Annotated in this window: 24 protein-coding genes; 19 read left to right on the forward strand and 5 right to left on the reverse strand. The window is 71.3% G+C overall.

The window, feature by feature from the left end; genetic code table 11:
* Nucleotides 1–6: 6 nt before the first annotated feature.
* The 6 genes from IL992_RS15040 to IL992_RS15065 all read left to right on the forward strand — a co-directional run bounded on the left by IL992_RS15040 (nucleotide 7) and on the right by IL992_RS15065 (nucleotide 6,266).
* The gene (locus IL992_RS15040; RefSeq protein WP_193203965.1) at nucleotides 7–2,175 is read left to right on the forward strand and encodes a DNA polymerase III subunit gamma and tau; all 2,169 of its coding nucleotides are present in this window, start codon (nucleotides 7–9) and stop codon (nucleotides 2,173–2,175) included.
* A gap of 177 nt (nucleotides 2,176–2,352) precedes the next feature.
* Entirely contained in the window at nucleotides 2,353–2,703 is a 351-nt protein-coding gene (locus tag IL992_RS15045; RefSeq protein WP_079320096.1) for a YbaB/EbfC family nucleoid-associated protein, read from the forward strand.
* 3 nt (nucleotides 2,704–2,706) lie between these two features.
* Nucleotides 2,707–3,306 carry a recombination mediator RecR gene (gene recR / locus IL992_RS15050; protein ID WP_076439806.1) on the forward strand — a complete coding sequence of 200 codons (600 nt, stop codon included), beginning with the start codon at nucleotides 2,707–2,709 and terminating at the stop codon, nucleotides 3,304–3,306.
* Nucleotides 3,299–3,829 carry a DUF5063 domain-containing protein gene (locus IL992_RS15055; protein WP_142573480.1) on the forward strand — a complete coding sequence of 177 codons (531 nt, stop codon included), beginning with the start codon at nucleotides 3,299–3,301 and terminating at the stop codon, nucleotides 3,827–3,829. Before recR ends, IL992_RS15055 begins: the two co-directional genes overlap by 8 nt.
* Before the next feature lie 98 nt (nucleotides 3,830–3,927).
* A complete protein-coding gene (locus IL992_RS15060; protein ID WP_142652216.1) occupies nucleotides 3,928–5,202 on the forward strand; it encodes an aspartate kinase in 1,275 nt (424 codons plus the stop codon).
* Complete coding sequence (locus tag IL992_RS15065; RefSeq protein ID WP_193203966.1) at nucleotides 5,199–6,266, forward strand: aspartate-semialdehyde dehydrogenase; 1,068 nt, start codon at nucleotides 5,199–5,201, stop codon at nucleotides 6,264–6,266. The genes IL992_RS15060 and IL992_RS15065 overlap by 4 nt, the downstream gene beginning before the upstream one ends.
* 3 nt (nucleotides 6,267–6,269) lie before the next feature.
* On the opposite strand, the gene IL992_RS15070 is transcribed toward IL992_RS15065, so the two are convergent.
* Nucleotides 6,270–6,914, reverse strand: coding sequence for a hypothetical protein (locus IL992_RS15070; RefSeq protein WP_193203967.1), 645 nt, complete (start codon nucleotides 6,912–6,914; stop codon nucleotides 6,270–6,272).
* Nucleotides 6,915–7,068: 154 nt separating this feature from the next.
* Between IL992_RS15070 and IL992_RS15075 the strand changes: the two genes are divergently transcribed.
* From IL992_RS15075 to IL992_RS15115, 9 genes are all read left to right on the forward strand, one after another.
* Nucleotides 7,069–7,716, forward strand: coding sequence for a TetR/AcrR family transcriptional regulator (locus tag IL992_RS15075; RefSeq protein ID WP_319018552.1), 648 nt, complete (start codon nucleotides 7,069–7,071; stop codon nucleotides 7,714–7,716).
* Between the two features lie 26 nt (nucleotides 7,717–7,742).
* On the forward strand, nucleotides 7,743–8,732 hold the full coding sequence (locus tag IL992_RS15080; protein ID WP_226872967.1) for an LLM class F420-dependent oxidoreductase: 990 nt from the start codon (nucleotides 7,743–7,745) through the stop codon (nucleotides 8,730–8,732).
* A gap of 247 nt (nucleotides 8,733–8,979) precedes the next feature.
* On the forward strand, nucleotides 8,980–9,315 hold the full coding sequence (locus tag IL992_RS15085) for a YkvA family protein (RefSeq protein WP_193203969.1): 336 nt from the start codon (nucleotides 8,980–8,982) through the stop codon (nucleotides 9,313–9,315).
* Between the two features lie 95 nt (nucleotides 9,316–9,410).
* Nucleotides 9,411–10,133: a DUF1684 domain-containing protein gene (locus IL992_RS15090; RefSeq protein ID WP_193203970.1), complete on the forward strand. Its 723-nt coding sequence runs from the start codon at nucleotides 9,411–9,413 to the stop codon at nucleotides 10,131–10,133.
* 24 nt (nucleotides 10,134–10,157) lie between these two features.
* Nucleotides 10,158–11,708 (forward strand): ABC transporter substrate-binding protein, encoded by a 1,551-nt coding sequence (locus IL992_RS15095; RefSeq protein WP_193203971.1) that lies wholly within the window; start codon nucleotides 10,158–10,160, stop codon nucleotides 11,706–11,708.
* A gap of 22 nt (nucleotides 11,709–11,730) precedes the next feature.
* A complete protein-coding gene (locus IL992_RS15100) occupies nucleotides 11,731–12,708 on the forward strand; it encodes an ABC transporter permease (protein WP_193203972.1) in 978 nt (325 codons plus the stop codon).
* Nucleotides 12,705–13,535 (forward strand): ABC transporter permease, encoded by an 831-nt coding sequence (locus IL992_RS15105; protein ID WP_193203973.1) that lies wholly within the window; start codon nucleotides 12,705–12,707, stop codon nucleotides 13,533–13,535. The genes IL992_RS15100 and IL992_RS15105 overlap by 4 nt, the downstream gene beginning before the upstream one ends.
* Nucleotides 13,532–14,368, forward strand: coding sequence for an ATP-binding cassette domain-containing protein (locus IL992_RS15110; RefSeq protein WP_193203974.1), 837 nt, complete (start codon nucleotides 13,532–13,534; stop codon nucleotides 14,366–14,368). Before IL992_RS15105 ends, IL992_RS15110 begins: the two co-directional genes overlap by 4 nt.
* Nucleotides 14,365–15,132 (forward strand): ABC transporter ATP-binding protein, encoded by a 768-nt coding sequence (locus IL992_RS15115; RefSeq protein ID WP_193203975.1) that lies wholly within the window; start codon nucleotides 14,365–14,367, stop codon nucleotides 15,130–15,132. The genes IL992_RS15110 and IL992_RS15115 overlap by 4 nt, the downstream gene beginning before the upstream one ends.
* Here the strand turns inward: IL992_RS15115 and IL992_RS15120 are convergent.
* Nucleotides 15,078–16,073 carry a TetR/AcrR family transcriptional regulator C-terminal domain-containing protein gene (locus IL992_RS15120; RefSeq protein WP_319018553.1) on the reverse strand — a complete coding sequence of 332 codons (996 nt, stop codon included), beginning with the start codon at nucleotides 16,071–16,073 and terminating at the stop codon, nucleotides 15,078–15,080. The two genes, IL992_RS15115 and IL992_RS15120, sit on opposite strands and share 55 nt — an antisense overlap.
* Before the next feature lie 95 nt (nucleotides 16,074–16,168).
* Here IL992_RS15120 and IL992_RS15125 point away from each other — a divergent pair, with 95 nt between their 5' ends.
* A complete protein-coding gene (locus IL992_RS15125; RefSeq protein WP_193203977.1) occupies nucleotides 16,169–16,777 on the forward strand; it encodes a GNAT family N-acetyltransferase in 609 nt (202 codons plus the stop codon).
* Entirely contained in the window at nucleotides 16,774–17,640 is an 867-nt protein-coding gene (locus IL992_RS15130) for an alpha/beta hydrolase (protein WP_193203978.1), read from the forward strand. Before IL992_RS15125 ends, IL992_RS15130 begins: the two co-directional genes overlap by 4 nt.
* Here the strand turns inward: IL992_RS15130 and IL992_RS15135 are convergent.
* The 3 genes from IL992_RS15135 to IL992_RS15145 form a co-directional block, all read right to left on the reverse strand.
* Nucleotides 17,637–18,833 carry an amidohydrolase family protein gene (locus tag IL992_RS15135; RefSeq protein WP_193203979.1) on the reverse strand — a complete coding sequence of 399 codons (1,197 nt, stop codon included), beginning with the start codon at nucleotides 18,831–18,833 and terminating at the stop codon, nucleotides 17,637–17,639. The two genes, IL992_RS15130 and IL992_RS15135, sit on opposite strands and share 4 nt — an antisense overlap.
* A gap of 69 nt (nucleotides 18,834–18,902) precedes the next feature.
* Nucleotides 18,903–19,688 carry an SURF1 family cytochrome oxidase biogenesis protein gene (locus tag IL992_RS15140; RefSeq protein ID WP_193203980.1) on the reverse strand — a complete coding sequence of 262 codons (786 nt, stop codon included), beginning with the start codon at nucleotides 19,686–19,688 and terminating at the stop codon, nucleotides 18,903–18,905.
* A 37-nt stretch (nucleotides 19,689–19,725) separates the two neighbouring features.
* A complete protein-coding gene (locus IL992_RS15145; protein ID WP_226872968.1) occupies nucleotides 19,726–20,193 on the reverse strand; it encodes a winged helix-turn-helix transcriptional regulator in 468 nt (155 codons plus the stop codon).
* An 80-nt stretch (nucleotides 20,194–20,273) separates the two neighbouring features.
* Here IL992_RS15145 and IL992_RS15150 point away from each other — a divergent pair, with 80 nt between their 5' ends.
* Together IL992_RS15150 and IL992_RS15155 are read left to right on the forward strand one after the other, a co-directional pair.
* Nucleotides 20,274–20,792, forward strand: coding sequence for a GNAT family N-acetyltransferase (locus tag IL992_RS15150; RefSeq protein ID WP_193203982.1), 519 nt, complete (start codon nucleotides 20,274–20,276; stop codon nucleotides 20,790–20,792).
* Nucleotides 20,789–21,379: a TetR/AcrR family transcriptional regulator gene (locus IL992_RS15155; RefSeq protein WP_079320080.1), complete on the forward strand. Its 591-nt coding sequence runs from the start codon at nucleotides 20,789–20,791 to the stop codon at nucleotides 21,377–21,379. The genes IL992_RS15150 and IL992_RS15155 overlap by 4 nt, the downstream gene beginning before the upstream one ends.
* Nucleotide 21,380: the final 1 nt, after the last annotated feature.

A 21,380-nucleotide genomic window follows, 5' to 3' on the forward strand; every position in this document is an offset into this window, starting at 1 on the left:
GGCGGCATGAGTCTTGCGCTGTACCGCAAGTACAGGCCCGGGACATTCGCCGAGGTCAAGGGGCAGGAGCACGTCACCGACCCACTGCGCCAGGCGTTGCGCAGCGGCCGGATCCACCACGCCTACCTCTTCAGCGGCCCGCGCGGCTGCGGCAAGACCTCCAGCGCCCGCATCCTCGCCCGATCCCTCAACTGTGAGAAGGGCCCGACGCCCGACCCCTGCGGGGAGTGCGAGTCCTGCGTCGCGCTGGCCCCCACCGGGCCTGGCCACCTCGACGTCATCGAGATCGACGCGGCGTCGCACGGCGGTGTGGACGACGCCCGCGACCTGCGCGAACGGGCCTTCTTCGCCCCCGTCTCGGCGCGCTACAAGATCTACATCATCGACGAGGCCCACATGGTCACCCGTGAGGGCTTCAACGCGCTGCTGAAGCTGGTGGAGGAGCCGCCGCCGCACCTCAAGTTCGTCTTCGCCACCACCGAGCCGGAGAAGGTCATCGGGACGATCAAGTCCCGCACCCACCACTACCCCTTCCGGCTGATGCCGCCCGCGACCCTGCGGCGGCTCATGGAGGAGATCCTCGACTCCGAGTCGGTGCCGTACGAGCCGGCCGCGTTACCGCTGGTGGTACGGGCGGGCGCGGGGTCGGCCCGGGACACCCTGTCGATCCTCGACCAGCTCCTCGCGGGCGCCGACGAGTCCGGCATCACCTACCAGCGGGCGGTGTCCCTGCTCGGCTACACCGACGGCGACCTGCTGGACGAGGTGGTCGACGCGTTCGCCAAGCGGGACGGCGCGGCCGTGTTCCAGGCCGTGCACCGGGTGATCGAGGGCGGCCACGACCCCCGCCGCTTCGCGACGGACCTGCTCGAACGCTTCCGCGACCTGGTGATCCTTTCCAACGTCCCCGAGGCCGCGGGCAGCGGCCTGCTCGACCGGCCGGCCGACGAACTGGAGCGTCTCCAGGCGCAGGCGGCGTCGATGGGCCCCGCCGAGCTGACCAGGGCGGCCGAGGTGTTCAACGCCGGGCTGACCGAGATGCGCGGCGCGACCTCTCCCCGCCTGCTGCTGGAACTGATGTGCGCCCGGGTGCTGCTGCCCGGGGCCGACCAGGGCGAGGCCGCGCTGCTGACCCGGCTCGAACGGCTGGAGCGCGGCGTCGCGGCCGGGACCTACGCCGCCGCGCCGCAGGCTCCCACTGCTCCCCAGTCTCACGCCGTTCCCCAGTCTCACGCGGTTCCGCAGCCCGCGCCCGCCGCACCCGCCACCGCGGCCCCGCAGGTTCAGGCCGCACCGGCGGCCGAGCGGAGCGCCGACGACTGGCCCACGCCCGTACGGCCCGGCTCCGGGGCGGCGTCGCCGCCCCCGCAGGCGCAGCAGGCCCAGGCGCCCGCCGCGGGCGGAGGGCCGGTGCAGCAGGCCTGGCCGCAGGTGCTCGAAGCCATCAAGAACCGCCAGCGGGTGGCCTGGATGATCCTCAACGCCCAGGGCAGGCTGCTCGGCGTCGAGGGCAACGTCGTGACCGTCGGCTTCGAGAAGCCGGGCGACGTGCAGGGCTTCCTCAAGGGCAAGCGCGACGAGGTGGTGGCCGCCGCGCTCGGCGACGTGCTCGGCGGCACCTGGCGCGTCGAGGTCGTCGTCGGCGGCTCGGGCCCCGGGCCGGCCGGTCCCGCCACCCGTGGTCCGTCGGGCCCGCAGACGCCCACGCCGTCGCCCACGCCCGCGCCCACGGCTCCGCCGGCCGCGCCCGCCGCGTCGGCTCCCCCGGTCACGCCGCCCGCAGGGGCCACGCCCGCGCCGGCCCCGGCCGCTCCCAAGGCCGCCCCGGCTCCGGAGCGGAAGGCCGCCGCGCCCGCGGTGTCGTCCGGCGGGACGACCGACGAGTCATGGCCCGACGCGCCGTCCGACGACTACGACGCGCCCTCCCCGGCCCCGCGATCCACGCCGAGCCCCGGACTGGCCGCCGCGCGCTCGGCGGCCAGGGCCGCCGCCCAGACCGGCCCCCGGCAGGCCTGGCCGGAGACGGTGCCCGGCCGTGCGGGCGGAGCCTCCCGCCCGGACGACGACGTGGACCCGCTCAACGACGACGACGCGGACGTCAGCGAGCTGTCCGGCATGGCCCTGATCCAGCGCGAGCTGGGCGGCCGCGTCATCGAGGAAATCGATCATTCCTGAGCGCCTTCCCCGCCCGAGGGACGGCCGCCGCATGGACGGAGACTGGTGGGGTAACCGGTGTCCGTCCGCCCGCGACCGGCGCGGAACACGCACGCCGCGCCGGTGCGGAAACCGGGGCGGACGCCGTAGGCTCGGTCGCGACGAACATGTCGCTGGACGCTGAGGAGCGCAACCATCGTGAATCCAGGGGATGTCAACCTCCAGCAGTTGCTGGAGCAGGCTCAGCTGATGCAGCAGCAGCTCGTCACCGCACAGCAGGAGCTCAGCGACGCCGAGGTCGAGGGCAGTGCCGGGGGCGGCCTGGTCGTCGCCACCGTGAACGGCAGCGGCGAGCTTCTCGAGCTAGAGATCAGCCCGCTGGCCATCGACGCGAGCGACCCGGAGGAGACCGCGCAGACGATCGCGGACCTCGTGCTCGCCGCCGTGCGGGACGCCGTACGCGCCGCAGGGGAGCTGCAGCAGGAGAAGCTGGGCCCGCTCGCGCAGGGACTGGGGGGCGGCCTCGGCGGCCAGCTGCCGGGGTTCTAGAGCATGTACGAAGGGGTCGTCCAGAACCTGATCGACGAGCTCGGGCTGCTGCCCGGCGTCGGTCCCAAGAGCGCGCAGCGGATCGCGTTCCACCTCCTCGCGGCCGATCCGGCCGACGTCAAGCGGCTCGCGCACGCGCTGCTCGAAGTGAAGGAGAAGGTGCGTTTCTGCCGCGTGTGCGGAAACGTGGCCGAAGAGGACCAGTGCCGGATCTGCCGGGACCAGCGGCGCGACCCGCACGTGATCTGCGTGGTCGAGGAGTCGAAGGACGTGGTGGCGATCGAGCGGACCCGTGAGTTCCGCGGTCGCTACCACGTGCTCGGCGGGGCGATCAGCCCGATCGACGGCGTCGGCCCGGACGACCTGAAGATCCGCGAGCTGATGACCCGGCTGGCCGACGGCCAGGTGACCGAGTTGATCCTCGCGACCGACCCGAACCTCGAGGGCGAGGCGACGGCCACCTACCTGGCCAGGCTCGTCAAGCCCCTGGGATTGAAAGTGACCCGACTGGCCAGCGGTCTGCCTGTGGGCGGTGATCTCGAGTACGCCGACGAGGTCACTTTGGGCCGCGCTTTCGAAGGACGGAGGCTGCTGGATGTCTGACGAGTGGAACGACCTGGCCGCACGCGTCGCAGGACACGCGCAGAACTTCATCGACGGCCTCACCCGCCTGGCCGGCGGTGAGGGCGGCGATGCCACGCTGCCGCTGCTCCTGGTGGAGGTGGCCCAGGTCAGCCTCGCGGGCACCCAGCTCGGGGCCGCCCAGGACGTGATCCTGCAGGGCAACGTCGAACCCGCGCTGAGCGAGGACCCCGACATCGACCCCCTCCGTACGGCTCTCGCCGCCCGCCTCGGCCCGGTGGACGACTACGCCGAGGTGTTCGACCCCTACAAGGACACCGTGGTCACCCCCTACCGGCTGTCGGACGACCTCACGGCGGTTGCGGCCGACCTCATCCACGGCCTGCGGCACTACCAGGCGGGCCGTCCGCTCGAGGCGCTGTGGTGGTGGCAGTACTCCTACTTCAACACCTGGGGCAACCACGCGGGCGCGGCGCTGCGGGCCCTGCAGGCGCTCGTCGCGCACACCCGGCTGGACGTCGTCGAAGAGGGCACGGCGGTCTGATCAGGCGGCGGGGCGTCCACATGCTGGTCGCGTCCGGTCTCGGTTTGGGGCGTCCAAGTACACTGTGAGCTCCACGTCCTGATTCGTTGGAGATTCCAGTGGCGCTCGTTGTGCAAAAGTACGGTGGTTCCTCCGTAGCCGACGCGTCCTGCATCAAGCGGGTCGCCCAGCGGATCGTCGCGACGAAAAAAGCGGGCAACGACGTCGTCGTGGTGGTCTCCGCGATGGGCGACACCACCGACGAACTGCTCGACCTGGCCCAGCAGGTGTCGCCGCTGCCGCCCGGCCGCGAGCTCGACATGCTGCTGACCTCGGGTGAGCGGATCTCGATGGCGCTGCTCGCGATGGCGATCGCCAACCTCGGCCACGAGGCGCGCAGCTTCACCGGCTCGCAGGCCGGTGTCATCACCGACTCGACGCACGGCAAGGCGCGCATCATCGACGTGACGCCCGGCCGCATCCAGGAGGCCGTCGCCTCCGGCCAGATCGCGATCGTGGCCGGGTTCCAGGGCGTCTCCCAGGACAGCAAGGACATCACGACGCTGGGCCGGGGTGGTTCGGACACCACGGCCGTCGCTCTCGCGGCGGCGCTCGGCGCGGACGTCTGCGAGATCTACACCGACGTGGACGGCATCTATACCGCCGATCCCCGCATCGTCCGTACGGCACGGCAGATCCCGCGGATCTCCTACGAGGAGGCCATGGAGATGGCGGCCTGCGGCGCCAAGATCCTGCATCTGCGCTGCGTGGAGTACGCCCGCAGGTTCGACCTGCCCATCCACGTCAGAAGCTCGTTCAGCACGAGGGAAGGCACCTGGGTCGTCTCCGACCCCTACAGCGAAGGAACCGAAGTGGAGCAGCCCATCATCTCCGGGGTCGCGCACGACCGGAGCGAGGCCAAGATCACTGTGGTCGGGGTGCCCGACAAGGTCGGCGAGGCCGCCGCCATCTTCCGCACGCTGGCGGACGCGGAGATCAACATCGACATGATCGTGCAGAACGTGTCGGCCGCGGCGACCGGGCGCACCGACATCTCCTTCACGCTCCCGGCCAACGACAGCCAGACGGCCCTCACGGCGCTGAAGAAGATCCAGAACCAGGTCGCCTTCGAGTCGCTGCTGTACGACGACCAGATCGGCAAGGTCTCCCTGATCGGCGCGGGCATGCGCTCGCACCCGGGTGTCACCGCCAAGTTCTTCGGCGCGCTGGCCGACGCCGGGGTGAACATCGAGATGATCTCGACCTCGGAGATCCGCATCTCCGTCGTCGTGGGGCAGAACGAGGTGGACACCGCGGTCGCCGCCGCCCACCGCGCGTTCGACCTCGACGCCGACCAGGTCGAGGCCGTTGTGTACGGAGGTACCGGACGATGAGCCGCAAGCCCACCCTCGCCGTCGTCGGCGCGACCGGTGCCGTCGGCACCGTCATGCTCGAGATCCTGACCAACCGCACCGACCTGTCCGACGCGTACGGCGAGATCCGGCTGATCGCCTCGCCGCGCTCGGCGGGCAAGGTGCTGAGCGTGCGCGGCGAGGACGTCGTCGTCCAGGCGCTGTCGCCCGAGGCGTTCGACGGCGTCGACATCGCCATGTTCGACGTGCCGGACGAGGTCTCCGCCGAGTGGGCGCCGATCGCCGCCTCGCGCGGCGCGGTGGCCGTGGACAACTCCGGCGCCTTCCGGATGGACCCGGACGTGCCGCTCGTGGTGCCCGAGTGCAACCCCGAGCAGGCCCGCAACCGGCCCAAGGGGATCATCTCGAACCCCAACTGCACCACGCTGTCGATGATGGCCGCGATGGGCGCCCTGCACCGCGAGTGGGGCCTGCGCGAGCTGGTCGTCGCCTCCTATCAGGCGGTGTCCGGCGCCGGGGTGGCCGGTCCCGAGCGGCTGTACGCCGAGATCGAGGCCGTCGCCGGCGACCGGACGATGGGCACCGTGGCGGGCGACGTGCGCAAGGCCGTGCCCGACCTGGCCGACTCGCCCTTCCCTGCCCCGCTGGCGCTCAACGTGGTGCCGCTGGCGGGCTCGCTCAAGGACGGCGGCTGGACGTCCGAGGAGCTGAAGGTCCGCAACGAGTCGCGCAAGATCCTCGGCATCCCCGACCTGAAGGTCTCGGCGACCTGCGTGCGCGTCCCGGTGGTGACCACCCACTCGCTGGCCGTCCACGCGACGTTCGAGCGGGAGGTCACGGTCGAGGGCGCCCGGGCGATCCTGGACGCCGCGCCGACCGTCGTGGTGCTCGACGACCCCGCGAACGGCGTGTTCCCCACCCCGGCGGACGTCGTGGGCACCGACCCGACCTACGTCGGCCGGATCCGCCAGGCGCTCGACTTCCCGAACACGCTCGACCTGTTCCTGTGCGGCGACAACCTGCGCAAGGGCGCCGCGCTCAACACCGCCGAGATCGCCGCGCTGGTCGCGACCGAGTTCGCGTAAGGGTCACCTGAACAGCACGTCCCAGTGGGTGGGCTCGTTCGCCCACACGGCGAACCGCGCGTCGGGCCCGGCCTCCGGGTCCGGGTCCGGCGACGGTGGGCGATACAGCGCGACTCCGTCCCCGCGCGTGCGCCAGTAGCGGTAGGTCCGGGTGACGTACGTGTCGAGGCACCGGTTGTGCGCGAGGTCCACCTTGTAGCCGTTGCCGTGGCTGTAGCGGCCGTCGGCGTGCCCGGTCTCGGTGCCGCCGGTGACCGTCACCGGGCAGCCGCTGTCCCTCCGCAGGTCGATGGTGCGCATCAGCGTGCCGTAGCGGATGGCCTCCAGCGACGTGCAGTACGGGCGGCGGCGTTCGGCGCAGTCTCCGGTCGACTTCCACCGCACCCCGGCGTCGAGCAGCAGGCCGGCCGCCCGCGCCTGGCCGATCCGCTCGTCGGCCGCCGTGGTGTCCCAGGTCTTCACCGTGGCGATGAACGTGCCGGCCAGCAGCGGCGGGAGGGAGACCTCCCCGCTCGCCTGGACGCCGGGACCGGCCGTGGGCGGCGGTGACGGCGGTGGGGCGGGGTCCCTGTCGTTCTGCATGGGCAGGGAGATCAGGACGGCGGTGCCGATGCCGGCCAGCCCCCGCCATGACGGACGGACGTCCACGTGCCTCGTTTCCTCGGTCGACGACGGGGGCTGAGGTCTTCAATGCCACACGCGGGGGCCGGCCTGCCCGTTGCCACGAGGCGGTTTGCCGCGACCCGTGGATCATCTTGTCGGTTCATGACCGGGAGAGGGCCCGAGCCGTACAGTGACGAGCGTGGCCGAGAGTACACGGGAGCTGATCGTCGAGACGGCCCTCCGGTTGTTCAGGGATCGGGGGTACGAGGCGACCACGATGCGTGCCATCGCCGCCGAGGCGGGCGTGTCGGTGGGCAACGCCTACTACTACTTCAGGTCCAAAGAGCAACTGATCCAGGCGTACTACGACCGGGCGCAGGCGACGCACGAGGCGGCGTGCCGTGAGGTGTTCGCCGCCGAGCGGTCGTTCGCCGGACGGCTCGGGGGTGTGCTGCGGGAATGGGTGCGGATCTCCGAGCCCTACCACGAGTTCGCGGTGAAGTTCTTCAAGCACGCGGCGGAGCCCAGCAATCCCCTGAGCCCCTTCAGCGCCGAGTCGGCGCCCGCCCGTGAGTCGGCCATCGCGCTTTACCGGGAGGTGGTCGAGGGATCGGCCGGGCGCATGGACGACGAACTGCGCGAGGAGCTTCCCGAGCTGCTGTGGCTGCTGTGGATGGGGGTCGTGTTGTTCTGGGTCCACGACAACTCGCCCGGCTGCGCGCGCACCTACCGGCTGATCGACCGGGTCGTCCCGCTCGTCGACCGGCTGGTCGGCCTGTCGCATCTGCCCGGCATCAAGGGCGTGGCCAGGGAGGTCATCGAGGTGGTCCACGAACTTCGGGCGTGACCGCGACTCCATACCGTCCGGTTGGTATGGTCAGGGTCGAGACCTTGGAAGGGGTGGCCGTGGACCGCTGGGGCATGACGATTCCGTTCTTCGGGCAGACGCCGGTCGAGTCGAGGGAGCTCGTCACCGAGCTGCCCGCGCTGGGCTACACCGACGCGTGGTCGGCCGAGGTGGGCGGCGCGGACGGGTTCGTCCCGCTGGCCCTGGCGGCCGAGTGGGCGCCGTCCCTGCGCCTGGGCACCGCGATCGTCCCCGTCTACACCCGCGGCCCGGCCCTGCTGGCCATGTCGGCGGCCACGCTGGCGGACCTCGCCCCCGGCCGGTTCGTGCTGGGCATCGGCGCGTCGTCCCCGGTTATCGTGGGCAACTGGAACGCCGGCGAGTTCGACAAGCCGTACGCGCGGGTCCGCGACACCCTGCGTTTCCTGCGGCCGGCGCTGGCCGGGGAGAAGGTCACCGAGAGTTACGAGACCTTCGCCGTGAAGGGCTTCCGGCTGGAGAAGGCCCCCGCGACGCCGCCGAGGATCGTGCTCGCCGCGCTGCGGCCCGGGATGCTCCGCCTGGCCGCCCGCGAGGCCGACGGCGCCATCACCAACTGGCTGTCGCCCGGGGACGTACGGAAGGTGCGGGGCGAGCTGGGGCCGGAGACCGAGCTGATCGCGCGGCTGTTCGTCGTGGTGACCGAGGACGCGGCGAAGGCGCGCGAGATCGGCCGTCGGCTGCTGGCCGCATACCTCACCGTGCCGGTGTACGCGGCGTTCCACGCGTGGCTGGGCCGGGGAGAACTGCTGCGGCCCATGCAGGAGGCGTGGGCCGCCGGAGACCGGAAGGCCGCGCTGAAGGCGATCCCCGACGAGGTCGTGGACGATCTCGTCGTGCACGGCGACGCGGCGACCTGCCGGGACCGGGTGCGGGAGTACGTGGCCGCCGGGCTGGACACGCCCGTGCTGGCCCCGCTACCGGGTGGGGACCTGCCGCTCGCCGACACCGTACGGGCGCTCGCGCCCGGCGCCTGACGCCGTTCCGCTGACCGGGACACCGCCGAACTGGAGGCCCTCGCGGCCGAGCGCGGCAGGCCGGCGCTCGGCCTTCGACTCCACCGGCGGGCCGGCCGGGAGGACCTGCTGATCCGGGTGGCGTCGCAGATCGAGGCGGCGCAGCCGTTCGAGCACCCCATGGCGGGCGGCTGAGGAACCGGCCGGGCGCCGCCGTACGTTAACCGGAGGGCAAAGCGGGCAGAGGTCTCCCCCTGGAGGTGTCCTCATGGTGAAGGCAGGACGTGCGGCGGCCACCTGGCGCGCCTACCGCGAGGTCTCCAAGCCCGGCTCGCCGGGGCTCGGGGCCCGGCTGCGGGCCGTGCCACGGATGGTCCGCGCCGCGGTGAAGGGCGACTACCCCGGCCTGACCAAGGGCAAGATCGCGATGCTCGGCATGGCCGTGGCGTACATCGTGTCGCCCATCGACGTGGTCCCCGACTTCCTCCTCGGCATCGGTGTGGTCGACGACTTCGGCGTGTTCCTGTGGCTGGCGACCGCGCTGCTCGGCGAGAGCGGCCAGTTCGTCGAGTGGGAGAGGAACCCCCGGGCGACCGTCAAGTGATCAATTGGCGCAAATCCTACCTAATCTGTAGGGTAATGCTCAAACATCACCAACGGTGCTGATCTTAACGACCGACCGAAACGAGCATTACCGCCATGTCTTCACGCGCCTCCGCAGCCACGATCGAAACCGCCCGCGCCGGGTGGGAGGCATGGCGGGCGGAGCGGCTGGCCTCCGTACGGGCCCCGCGGGGCAACCTCGCTCTGGTGGAGACCCTGTGGCCGGCCCCGGGCGAGGAGGTCTCCCTCGAGGAGGCCCTCGCCGGCCGGCCGCCGAGCGTCACGGCCACGCGGATCGAGCGGACCCACATCGCGACCGGCGAGCCCGAGCACGGCATCCGGTTGTGGGACGCGGACGCGCCCGCCATCCGCCACTTCGAGACCATCGACGTCTTCCCGTTCGCCCCCGAGTGGGTGATCGAGGCCGTCTTCACACCGGTGTCCGATGCGCGGCTGCTGCCCTTCGAGCACGTCCGCGACGCCGGCGGCACCCGTGACAAGGCCGTTCCCGGCGACATCACCTTCACGCTCGACGGCACGCCGTACAACCTCGCCGCCTTCGACGACGAGGGGACGCTGCTCCTGGTCGTGGGCGACCGCACCAACGGCTCGGCGACGTACGGCGGCGGGCGTTTCCTGACGGTGGAGCCCGAGCCCGGCGGCCGGATCGTCCTCGACTTCAACCGCGCCTTCGCGCCGCCGTGCGCCTTCTCGCCCTTCTACAACTGTCCGCTGCCCCCGCCGCGGAACCGGCTGGACGTGCCCGTCGAGGCGGGGGAGAAGCTCCCCGTCTTCCGCGACGGCTTCCGGCCGTACTGATCACCCCGCCGACCAGGAGAAACAGTGAACAGCAAGACGACGTCGCTGATCGGCGCCGCACTCGTGCTCGCGCTCGCCCTCGCCGGGTGCGGGTCGGGCTCCTCCGGCTCGGCCGGGTCCTCCGGCTCCACGGGCGGCGCCGGGGCGACGGCGGCGTACAACCCGGACGCGACGATCGAGATCGGGTCGCTCTACGAGCCGCAGAACCTCGACAACACGGCCGGGGGCGGACAGGGCGTGACGGAGGCGTTCAACGGCAACGTCTACGAGGGTCTGTTCAGGCTCACCGACGACGGCAAGGTCGAGAGCCTGCTGGCGAAGGACCACACGGTGAGCAAGGACGGGCTCACGTACACCTTCACGCTGAGGAGCGGCGTGAAGTTCCACTCGGGCAAGCCGCTCACCTCGGCCGACGTCAAGTACAGCATCGAGAAGGTCACCGGCCCCGACTCCCAGTCGGCCCGCAAGAGCAGCCTCAGCGTGATCAAGAGCATCGACACGCCGGACGACTCCACGGTCACGGTGAAGCTCTCCGGCAAGTCGATCTCGCTCGTCTACAACCTCAGCTACGTGTGGATCGTCAACTCCCAGGCCAAGAGCCTGACGACCACGGAGGACGGCACCGGCCCCTACACACTGGGGACGTGGAAGCGCGGCTCCTCGCTCACCCTTGAGCGCTTCCCCGGCTACTGGGGCACCCCGGCGACCAACAAGCAGGTCGTGTTCCACTACTTCACCGACGCGACCGCGCTGAACAACGCCCTGCTGACCAAGGCGGTCGACGTCGTGACCAGCGAGCAGAGCCCCGACGCGCTGGCGAACTTCGAGAACAACGGGGACTACAAGGTCAGCAACGGCCAGTCGACGACCAAGCTGCTGCTGGCGTTCAACGACCGCAAGGCGCCGTTCGACAAGGTGCCCGTCCGCAAGGCGATCACGTCGGCGATCGACAACAAGAAGCTGCTCAGCTCGATCTGGGGCAAGTACGGCACGCTGATCGGCTCGATGGTGCCGCCCACCGACCCCTGGTATGAGGACCTCACCACGGTCAACCCGTACGACCCGAACCTGGCGAAGAAGGAGCTCGCCGAGGCGGGTTACCCGAACGGCTTCTCCTTCACGCTGGACACGCCGAACTACGACCCCCACCCGACCGTCGCGACGTTCGTGAAGTCGGAGCTGGCGAAGGTCGGGATCACCGTGAACATCAACGTCATCACGGCCGACGAGTGGTACACCAAGGTCTACAAGAACCACGACTTCGCGGCGACGCTGCAGGAGCACGTCAACGACCGCGACGTGGTCTGGTACGGCAACCCCGACTTCTACTGGGGCTACGACAACCCGCAGGTCACCAAGTGGGTCGAGCAGGCCGAGCAGTCCGACACGGCCGACGGGCAGACGGAGCTGCTCAAGAAGGTCAACCAGCAGATCGCCGCCGACGCGGCCAGCGACTGGCTCTACCTCTACCCGCAGATCGTCGTGGCGTCCTCGTCGCTGTCGGGCTACCCCGTGAACGGCCTGAACTCGCAGTTCTACGCGTACGGCATCAAGAAGAGCGGCGGCCGGGGCTGACGCCCTCGTCTGTGACGTCCTCATGACCGTCTACCTGCTGCGCCGGACGGCGTTCCTCGTCGTCTCGCTGTTCCTGGCCGCCGTGGTGCTGTTCCTGCTGCTGCGCCTGCTTCCGGGCGACCCCACCAACGCGCTGCTGTCGGTCGGGGCGAGCCCGGAGCAGGTCGCGGCCGCCCGTCACCAGATCGGGACGGATCGGCCGCTGCCCGTGCAGTTCGTCTCGTGGCTCGGCGAGATGTCGAGGCTGGACCTCGGCACCTCGTTCGTCAGCACGCTTCCCGTGGGCCCCGAGATCGCCGCCCGCCTCGTCGTGACGGTTCCGCTGACCCTGCTCGCCTTCCTCCTGGCCGTCGTGATCGCCGTACCGGTCGGTTTCGTCGCGGCCTACCGGGCGGGCACCTGGTATGGCTCGGTGCTCAGCGCGCTGTCGCAACTCGGCATCGCGGTGCCCGTCTTCTGGGTCGGCATGCTGCTGATCACGGTGTTCTCGCTCCACCTCGGCGTGCTGCCGGCCGGAGGGTTCCCCCAGGACGACTGGGCGAACCCGGGCGACGCGCTCACCTCGCTGACGCTGCCGGTCGTCACGATCGCCCTCGTCATGTCGGCCTCCCTGATCCGCTACGTCCGGTCGGCCACCCTCGACGTGCTGGGCAGCGACTACCTGCGTACGGCGCGGGCCCTCGGCTCGTCGTTCATCGGAGCGATGTGGCGGCACGGCCTGCGCAACGCGGTGGTCCCGGTCGTCTCGATCCTGGGCATCGAGCTCGCCACCACCTTCCTCGGCGCGGTCGTGGTGGAGAGCGTGTTCGCGCTGCCGGGGCTCGGCGGCATGCTCGTGAAGGGCTTCGCGCAGCACGACTACCCGGTCATCCAGGGGATCCTGGTGGTGAGCACGTTCGCCGTGCTGCTCATCGGGTTCGCGGCCGACCTCGTCCAGCGGCTCATCGATCCGCGGCTGCGCCGCTCGCTCGGCGGGAACCTCTCCGGGGACAGGGCATGACCACGCGCCGCCGCGTCCCCCGGTCGGCGACGCTGGTCGCCGGCTGCGTCCTCGCCGGTCTCGTCCTCGCCGTGGCCGTCCTGTCGTTCTTCTGGCTGCCCTATTCGCCGGACGACACCTCGGGCGACCGGCTGATGCCCCCGGGCCTGCCCCACCTGCTCGGGACCGACAAGCTCGGCAGGGACCTGCTCACCCAGCTCATGATCGGCGCGAGGGTCGCCCTGGAGGCGGGAGCGGGGTCGGTGCTGATCGGCGGGCTCGTGGGCCTCGCGGGCGGCCTCGCCGCCGGCTTCGCCACCCGCTGGCTCGACGACACGATCTCGGCCCTCCTGGACATCCTCATCGCCTTCCCGACCGTGCTCCTGGCCATGCTCGTGACCGCCGCGCGAGAGGCGTCGCTCGGCTCGGCGGTCATCGCGATCGGGCTGGCGATGTCGGCAATCGTGGCCCGGCTCACCCGGGTGCTGGTCAAGCGCGTCCTGGCCCAGGACTTCATCACGGCCTCGCGCACCTCGGGGACGTCCTGGCCCCGGATCATCCTCGAACACGTGCTGCCGAACATCTGGCCGACGCTGTCGGTCAACCTGGCGCTGCAGTTCGGGCTGGCCGTCCTGGCGGAGGCGAGCCTGTCCTATCTCGGCCTGGGCGCACCGCCCCCGAACGCCTCCTGGGGGCGGATGCTCCAGGAGGCCCAGGCGAGCGTGTTCATCGCCCCGGCGGGGGTGATCGCCCCCGGCGTCCTGCTCGTCGTCCTCGTCGTCGGCGTCAACCTCATCGCCGACGGCGTGCGCGACGTGGCGGACCCGACCCGGAGGAGGACGAGGTGACCCTTCTCACTGTGGCGGGGCTGCGCGTGCGGAGCCCCGAGGGCCGCGACCTCGTCTCGGACGTGTCGTTCACGCTCGACGCGGGCGAGCGGCTGGGCCTGATCGGGGAGTCGGGGTCGGGCAAGTCCATGACCGCCCTGGCGATCATGGGCCTCACGCCTCCCGGGATGACCGTCTCGGGCAGTGTCGTGTTCGACGCGCCCGGGCTTGGCCGCACCGAGGTCGTGGGAGCGGGGGAGCGGCGGCTCACCTCGCTGCGCGGCCGGGCGACGAGCACGGTCTTCCAGGAGCCGCTCACCGCCCTCGACCCGCTCATGCGCGTGGGCCGTCAGGTGGCCGAGCCGCTCCGGCGCAGGAGGGGCCTGCGCGGACGGGCCCTGGACGCGGCGGTCACGGCCGCGCTCGAGGAGGTGCGGCTGCCCGATCCCCAGCGGATCGCCCGGGCGTACCCCCACGAGATCTCCGGCGGCCAGCGTCAGCGGGTGGCGATCGCCATGGCCCTCGCCTGCGACCCCGCCCTGCTCATCGCGGACGAGCCCACGACCGCCCTGGACGTCACCGTGCAGGCCGAGGTCCTCGCGCTGCTCGACGGCCTGGTGCGGGAACGGGGGATGGCACTGCTGTTCATCAGCCACGACCTGGCGGTCGTCTCGCGCATCGCCGAGCGCGTCATCGTCCTGAAGAACGGTGCCGCGGTGGAGTCCGGGAACATCGACGAGGTCGTCAACGCGCCGAGCCACCCGTACACGAGGCAGCTGGTGGGCAGCGCGCGGCGGCTCGACAGTGTCCTCGACGGCCCACTCGACGGTGCGCTCGACTGGAGGACGCCATGACCCGGCCCATCCTGGAGGTGCGGGACGCCGGCTTCGCCTACGGCCGCTCGGCCCCCGTGCTCACGGACGTCTCGGTCGCCGTCACTCCCGGACGCAGCCTCGCGCTGGTGGGAGAGTCGGGCGCGGGCAAGACCACGCTGCTGCGCCTGCTGCTTGGGCTGGCCAGGCCGACGAGCGGACAAGTCCTCTACGAGGGCAGGGATCTCGCGCCGCGTGACCGGGCCCTGATGCGGGAGTTCCGGCGCGGCGTGCAGACGGTGTTCCAGGACCCGTACTCGTCGCTCGACCCCCGGCAGCGGGTGGGCAGGATCGTGTCGGAACCCCTTCGATCGCTGGGCCTCAGGGAGGACATGGCCGCCCGCGTCACGGCGGCCCTGGACGCGGTCGGGCTGCCCGAGGACGCCGCGAGCCGCTATCCGCAGGAGTTCTCGGGAGGGCAGCGGCAGCGCATCGCCATCGCGCGGGCGATCGTGTGCGAGCCCCGCGTGCTGCTCGCGGACGAGCCGGTCAGCGCGCTCGACGTCTCCACCCGCGTACGCGTCGTCGACCTGCTGCACGAGCTTCGGGAGACCCGCGCGCTGACGGTCGTGATGGTGTCGCACGACCTGGCCGTGGTGGCCGCCCTCTGCCAGGAGGTGGCCGTGCTGGAGCGGGGCCGGATCGTCGAGCGGGGCGACACCGCCCAGGTGCTCGGCGCTCCCCGCCACGCCTACACGCGACGGCTGATCGACAGCGTCCCCCGGCTGCCCCCGCCCGCGCCCTGAGGACTGTTTCGAAGCATGGCGGCGAACCCGTCGAGGTGGCGGGCCAGGCTGTATTCGAACAGTCCGTCCACGTCCGCCACCGTCTCCTCCGCGATGGCGGCCAGCAGAGGGAACCGCCCGGTGCCGAGGAGCGCGTCGGCTCGCTCCTGCTGGGCCAGCCACCACCGGTCGAGCGTCACGCCGGTCTCCTGCTCGGCTTCGGCTTCCTGCGCCATCGACAGCGCGGCGGAGACGACCAGCGCGTGCAGGGCGAGCGCCTCGCGGATCCGGGTCGTCATGGGCAGCCCGAGTCCGTCGAGGGCGCGCAGTGTCCACTCCGTATGCTCCATCATGTTGGGCGCCAGCAGCGGGCGGGTGAACGAGACCGCCCGAGGCAGCCAGAGGTGCCTGCGGCACAGCTCCCACTGTCGGCGGGAGATCAGTTCGAGCTTGGCCCGCCAGCCGTCCGGCCCCGGGTCCGGCAGTTCCGCCTCGCCGAACACCTCATCTGTCATCTGCATGACCAGCTCGTCCTTGCCCGCCACATGCCGGTACAACGACATCGGGGCGACGCCCATCTCAGCCGCGATCCGGCGCATGGAGACGGCGTCGAGTCCCTCTCTGTCGGCGATCGCGATGGCGGTGCGGAGAGTGTGCTTGCGGTTCAGCGCCTGCTTGGGAATGGCGCCACCCGCCTGCCGATGCCGCGCGGCCGGTTGCCGTGGTGCGGCCGGTTGCCCACGGCCGGCGGTGACCACCGCACCGGCGCCGACCTTCGTTTCTACCAGCCCTTCGTCGCGAAGGGCCGCCATCACCTTCGTCGCGGTCGCGACCGCCACGCCCCAACGCCCGGCGATCTGGCGGATGGAGGGCATGCGTTCGCCGGGACGCAGCTCGCCGATCAGGATCCGGGTGCGGATCTCGGCGACTATCTGCTGATAGGGCGGGATCGTGGACGGCACGAGGTTAGAGTGTACTAGTTCACTTTCGGTGCCGTCCAGTACACTTTCTTGGGGCATAACGGCATTTCGTAAGCCATTCTCTATACGCTGTACGCATGACAGCTGATACGTCGTACGCAACCGTGCGGCGGGCCGGTGACGAGGGCGCCCAGGCAGTGCTGGACGTCCTGACCGAGGCGTTCATGAACGACCCCCTCGTCCGCTGGCTCTTCCCCACGGCAGGCGACCGCGGCCGCCTCCAAAGGCACTACTACCGCCCCTTGCTCGCCCACCCCGCCGCCGAGGCGTACCTGGCCGGCGACCGCGAGGGCGCCTCGGTGTGGCTGACGCTGGCCGCCGGGGAGCGGGCGCTCACCGAGAACTCGTTCGAGCCGAGAGTCTTCGGCGACAGCGGCCTGCGGCTGCGGGCCCTGGGGGAGGCGCTGGATCCCCGGCATCCCCGCGAGCCGCACCTCTACCTGCCCTGCATCGGCGTGCTCGGCGGACGGCAGGGCGCCGGGTTCGGCTCGGCGATGTTGCGGCACCGCCTGGAGCGGGCGGACGCCGACGGGGTCCCCGCATACCTGGAGGCGAGCTCGGCCCGCAGCCGCGCCCTCTACCTGCGGCACGGTTTCGCAGATCTCGGCGAGCCGGTACGCGTGGCCGACGGCCCGCTCCTGTGGCCGATGTGGCGTCAACCAGCACAAGAAGGAGACAACCGATGACCCGTGAAGCACAGCCGACCCTGGTGTTCATCCACGGCACCCACTCCTCGTCGTACCTGGCCTCCGGCCTGATCACCGAGCTCACCCTGCGCGGACACCGCGCCGTGGCCGTCGATCTCCCCGGACACGGCGGCGACGGGTTCTACCCCCGCGCCTACCAGGCCCCGCAGGATCTGCGGGCCCTGGCCACCGAGCCGTCCCCGCTCGCCAAGCTCACCATCGACGACTACGCCGAACGCGTCGTGGACGTGGTGCGCCGCGCCCGCCGCCACGGCCCCGTGATCCTGGCCGGCGCCAGCCAGGGCGGCGTCGTGGTGAGCAGGGTCGGCAACGCGATCCCCGAGCTGCTCGACCGCGTGATCTACGCCGCCGCGTACTGCTGCGTGGACCTGCCCAACCTGAGCGCCTACCTCTCCACCCCGGAGAACGCCGGCAGCCTGCTCCCGCAGGTGACCGCCGCGATGGCCGGCGACCCCGCGGTCCTCGGGGTGGCCCGGGTCAACTGGCGCACGGCCGATCCGGCGCTCATCGACGGGATCAGGGAGTGCCTGGCCGGCGACTTCACCGACGAGGCCATGACCCGGCTGCTCAACACGTTCCAGCCGGACGAACCCGTCAGCATCCCCGTGGCCGACGCCCGGGGCGAAGCGCACACCTGGGGCCGGATCCCCCGCACCTACATCCGCTTCACCCAGGACCGGCTGATCCCGCCGGCCCTGCAGGACCGCTTCATCGCCGAGGCCGACCGCCTCACCCCCGGCAACCCGACCGACGTACGCAGCGTCGCCGCCCCTCACGTCGGCCCGTTCGACCGGCCCGAACTGGTGGACATCCTCGTCGAACTTATGACGCCCCGACCCTAGAGCTGCTCCTGCCGCAGCCAGGCCCGCGAGGGCAGGGGGTGGCCGAACAGGCGGGCGGCGTTGCCGTACGAGACCCTGGCGATGTCGGCGGGGGGCAGGCTGCCGAGGTTGCGGGCCACCGCGCGCTGGGTGTCGGGCCAGGTGGACTCCGCGCGCGGGTAGCCGGCCTCCAGCAGCACGCGCTCCATGCCCACGGCGAGCCGCACCGAGCTCAGCGCGCTGTCGTCGAGCGTGCCGAAGAAGAAGTTGCGCCGCAGCACCTCGCTGGGCTTGAGGCCGCCCTCCCAGCTCGGCTCGCCCGCCACGGGGTGGTCGAGCGCGTAGTCGGCCCGCTCGGCCAGCATCGGCAGCCACCCGACGCCGCCCTCCACGATGAGGATGCGCAGCTTCGGGAAGCGCAGCGCCACCCCCGACCACAGCCAGTCGGCGCAGGCGAACATCGCGCTCGCCGGGATCAGTGTGGTGATCGCCTCGACCGGGGTGTCCGGTGAGGGCACCGGCGCCCAGGAGGACGCGCCGGTGTGCAGGCACACGACCGTCCCGGTCTCCTCGCAGGCGGCGAAGAACGGGTCCCAGTGGCCGCTGTGGATGGACGGCAGCCGCAGCCGGGTGGGGAACTCGGGGAACACGACGGCCTTGAAACCGCGTGACGCGTTGGCCCTGATCTCCTTCGCCGCGATCTCAGGGTCGGGGAGCCAGGGAAGCTGGAGCGCGATCATGCGCTCGGGGTAGGTGCCGGCCCACACGTCGACGTGCCAGTCGTTCCAGGCCCGCACGAGCGCGAGCCCGAGATCCTGGTCGCGGGTGCGGCCGAACGCCACCCCCGCCTGGCTCGCCAGCATGCCGGGGAAGCACAGGGCCGCCCAGATCCCGGCGCGGTCCATGTCGCCGATCCGGGCCTCGATGTCGTAGCAGCCCGGCCGCATGTCCTCGAAACGGACGGGGTCGAGCGTCCACTGTTCCTTGGGCAGGCCCGCGCCCACGTCGAGCCCGGCGCAGGGATAGGTGGCCCCGCCGTACCGCCACACCTGGTGGCCCGAGTCGGTCTCCACGACCTTGGGCGCGAGGTCCTTGTACTTCTCCGGGAGGCGGTCCTCGAAGAGGTCGGCCGGCTCGATCAAATGATCATCAACTGAGATGATCACGTAGTCCCGCCGCCTCGGCTCTGGGTCGGGATGCAGCGGCGTAGTCACGGTAGTAAACGGTAGGGCCAAGGGATAACACGGTACAAGCTGCGAGGTCTCCGGTTGGTATCCGTTCGCTCACCTTGCGGCGCGTACGGTCACATCCTGTGACTCCTGCTCCGTCCGGAGGTCACGGGCCTCCCGGCGCACCAGCAGCACCCAGCCGCCCACCGCGATCCCGATGAACAGCCACCACTGCACGGCGTACGCCAGGTTGAGCCCGCCTCCGGCGCCCACGTCGGGCGGAGGCAGGAGTTCGGGCGCGGGATCGCCCTGCGGCTGCTGCGCGGTGAGCTCCACGAACCCGCCGAAGACCGCGTACGGCAGGCCCTCGGCGATGCGGGGCGTGTCGATCAGCAGGATCTGGCCGGACGGCAGCCCGGACCGGTTCCTGATGCCGGTGTTGTCCTGCGTCTCGGCCGGGCGGAGCCGTCCGGTGACCGTCACCTCTCCGGTGGGCGGGGCGGGCACCTGCGGCGGAGTGTCGGCGGTCGCCCCGGCCGGGACCCAGCCCCGGTTCACCAGCACGGCGCCCTGCGGCGTGACGAGCGGAGTGACCACGTAGAACCCGACGCGGCTGTTGAGGGTGCGCCTGCGCACCACGAGCTCGTGGGCGGGGTCGTACCGTCCGGTGGCGGTGACGAGGCGATACCTGTCCCTCTCCGGCACGGACGCCCCGGTCCGGTCCAGCCGGTCGAGCGGCACCGGCGCGGCGGCGAGGTTGGCGGTGATCCTCGCGCTGTCGGCCGACCGCTCTTCGAACCGCCCCCACTGCCACCTTCCCAGGAAGAAGAAGGCGGGGATCAGCACGAGCACGAGCAGGTGCAGCCCGACCCAGCGGCGCGAGAGGAGGAACCGGTACACGTGACCAGCCTAGGCAGCGCCATGACTGGTCTCACCTTCAGGCTGGGGTGCTGAGACGGGCGCCGGGGCCGGGGCGGGGGGTCACCTCGCGCGGGCCGCCGACCTCGTGGCCCTCCTCGCATGCCAGGTGCAGCGCGACGGGCGCCCCGCAGTCGCGGTGGGTCACCACGACCGGCGGCCCCTCGGGATCGGCCAGATAGCGATCGCCCCAGTGCATGAGCGCGATCATGATCGGGTAGAGGTCGAGGCCCTTCTGGGTGAGCCGGTATTCGTCGCGCTGGCGCTGGCCGGGCTCCTGGTAGGGCACCTTGCGCAGCAGGCCCTCGTCCACGAGCCGGGACAGCCGCGCGCTCAGCACCTGCCGGGGCGCGCCGGTGCGCGTCTGAAGGTCGGCGAACCGCCGGACGCCGTTGAACGCCTCCCGGAGGACCAGGAACGTCCACTTCTCGCCGAGCACGGCGAGGGTTCGCTCGATGGAGCAGTTGTCCACCCGGTAACGCCGCATGTCGCGCATCGTAACCACAACATCCTCCCGGCATCTAAGTCTACTTGACAGACTCAGCAGGCCCAGGAGAGGCTGAGTCCATGTTGGGAACTCAGGTGATGCCCCTGGTGGACATCCGGGTGGCGCGTCCGGGCGACGACGAGGAGCGGGTGCGGCTCTTCCTGGAGGGGCTGTCGCAGGCCACGCTGACGAACCGCTTCTTCGTCGGCCCAGGCCGGCCGAGCGCGAGCCTGATCCGCGCGATGATCGCGCGCGACGACAGGCGGGACGCGCTGCTCGCGCTGCACGGCGACGCCGTGATCGGGCACGCCATGAGCCACCTGGCGGAGGGCGAGGCGGAGATCGCGGTCGTGGTGGACGACCGGTGGCAGAACCTCGGTGTGGGCTCGCGGCTCGTGCGCACCCTCCTGCGGCGGGCGTCCGTACGCGGCGCGGTCGTCGTCGGCATGGACGTCATGACGGAGAACCGGCGGGTCCTGTCCATGGTGCGCAGGGCCTGGCCCTCTGCCACAATCGACACACAGGGCACATCTGTCGAGATCAAAGCCGACCTCGCATTTGCAGAACAAGGTTCTGTTGGTTCACCATTGACTATGTGAAGAACGCGAAGAGCGGGCGAGACGGCAGGGCCAGGATCATCGAGGGCGCCCTGCGCAGGTTCAGCCAGAGCGGGGTGTCGGCCACCACCCTGGCCAGCCTCCGGCAGGAGAGCGGCGTCAGCGTCGGCAGCTTCTATCACCACTTCACGAGCAAGGAACACGTCTTCGGCGTGCTCTACGCCGAGATCCTGGACATGTACCAGGACGCCTTCGTCAGCGAGCTCGTCCGCCACGAGGACGCCCGCGCCGGCATCGAGGCCATCGTCGCCATGCACATGGCCTGGTGCGGCGAGCACCCCGAGCGCGCCCGCCTGCTGATCAGCGAGCGCCCGCCCCGGCGCAACGAGCCCGGCGGGCCGGAGGTCGCCGAGTCGAGGCGCGAGTTCTTCCGGCAGGTCGCCGACTGGTGGCGGCCGCACATGAAGGACGGCGTGCTCCGCCCCGTCCCGGCCACCATGTGCTACGTGCTGTGGCTCGGCCCGGCGCAGGAGATGTGCCGCCTGTGGTTCAGCGGCGCCCACCAGCCCACGCAGGAGGAGATCCGTGAGCTGGGCGAGGCCGCCTGGAACAGCCTCAAGATGCCGTAGC

Source organism: Microbispora sitophila (assembly GCF_014892245.1).
GTDB lineage: Bacteria > Actinomycetota > Actinomycetes > Streptosporangiales > Streptosporangiaceae > Microbispora > Microbispora siamensis.

What these genes read in the sequence shown, in the direction of transcription:
- IL992_RS15115 (WP_193203975.1), top strand. Translation starts at nt 14,365, where the DNA reads ATGACCCGGCCCATCCTGGAGGTGCGGGACGCCGGCTTCGCCTACGGC.
- IL992_RS15145 (WP_226872968.1), bottom strand. Translation starts at nt 20,193, where the DNA reads ATGCGGCGTTACCGGGTGGACAACTGCTCCATCGAGCGAACCCTCGCC.
- IL992_RS15105 (WP_193203973.1), top strand. Translation starts at nt 12,705, where the DNA reads ATGACCACGCGCCGCCGCGTCCCCCGGTCGGCGACGCTGGTCGCCGGC.
- IL992_RS15055 (WP_142573480.1), top strand. Translation starts at nt 3,299, where the DNA reads ATGTCTGACGAGTGGAACGACCTGGCCGCACGCGTCGCAGGACACGCG.
- recR (WP_076439806.1), top strand. Translation starts at nt 2,707, where the DNA reads ATGTACGAAGGGGTCGTCCAGAACCTGATCGACGAGCTCGGGCTGCTG.
- IL992_RS15150 (WP_193203982.1), top strand. Translation starts at nt 20,274, where the DNA reads ATGTTGGGAACTCAGGTGATGCCCCTGGTGGACATCCGGGTGGCGCGT.
- IL992_RS15080 (WP_226872967.1), top strand. Translation starts at nt 7,743, where the DNA reads ATGGTCAGGGTCGAGACCTTGGAAGGGGTGGCCGTGGACCGCTGGGGC.
- IL992_RS15065 (WP_193203966.1), top strand. Translation starts at nt 5,199, where the DNA reads ATGAGCCGCAAGCCCACCCTCGCCGTCGTCGGCGCGACCGGTGCCGTC.
- IL992_RS15100 (WP_193203972.1), top strand. Translation starts at nt 11,731, where the DNA reads ATGACCGTCTACCTGCTGCGCCGGACGGCGTTCCTCGTCGTCTCGCTG.
- IL992_RS15040 (WP_193203965.1), top strand. Translation starts at nt 7, where the DNA reads ATGAGTCTTGCGCTGTACCGCAAGTACAGGCCCGGGACATTCGCCGAG.
- IL992_RS15130 (WP_193203978.1), top strand. Translation starts at nt 16,774, where the DNA reads ATGACCCGTGAAGCACAGCCGACCCTGGTGTTCATCCACGGCACCCAC.
- IL992_RS15090 (WP_193203970.1), top strand. Translation starts at nt 9,411, where the DNA reads ATGTCTTCACGCGCCTCCGCAGCCACGATCGAAACCGCCCGCGCCGGG.
- IL992_RS15125 (WP_193203977.1), top strand. Translation starts at nt 16,169, where the DNA reads ATGACAGCTGATACGTCGTACGCAACCGTGCGGCGGGCCGGTGACGAG.
- IL992_RS15085 (WP_193203969.1), top strand. Translation starts at nt 8,980, where the DNA reads ATGGTGAAGGCAGGACGTGCGGCGGCCACCTGGCGCGCCTACCGCGAG.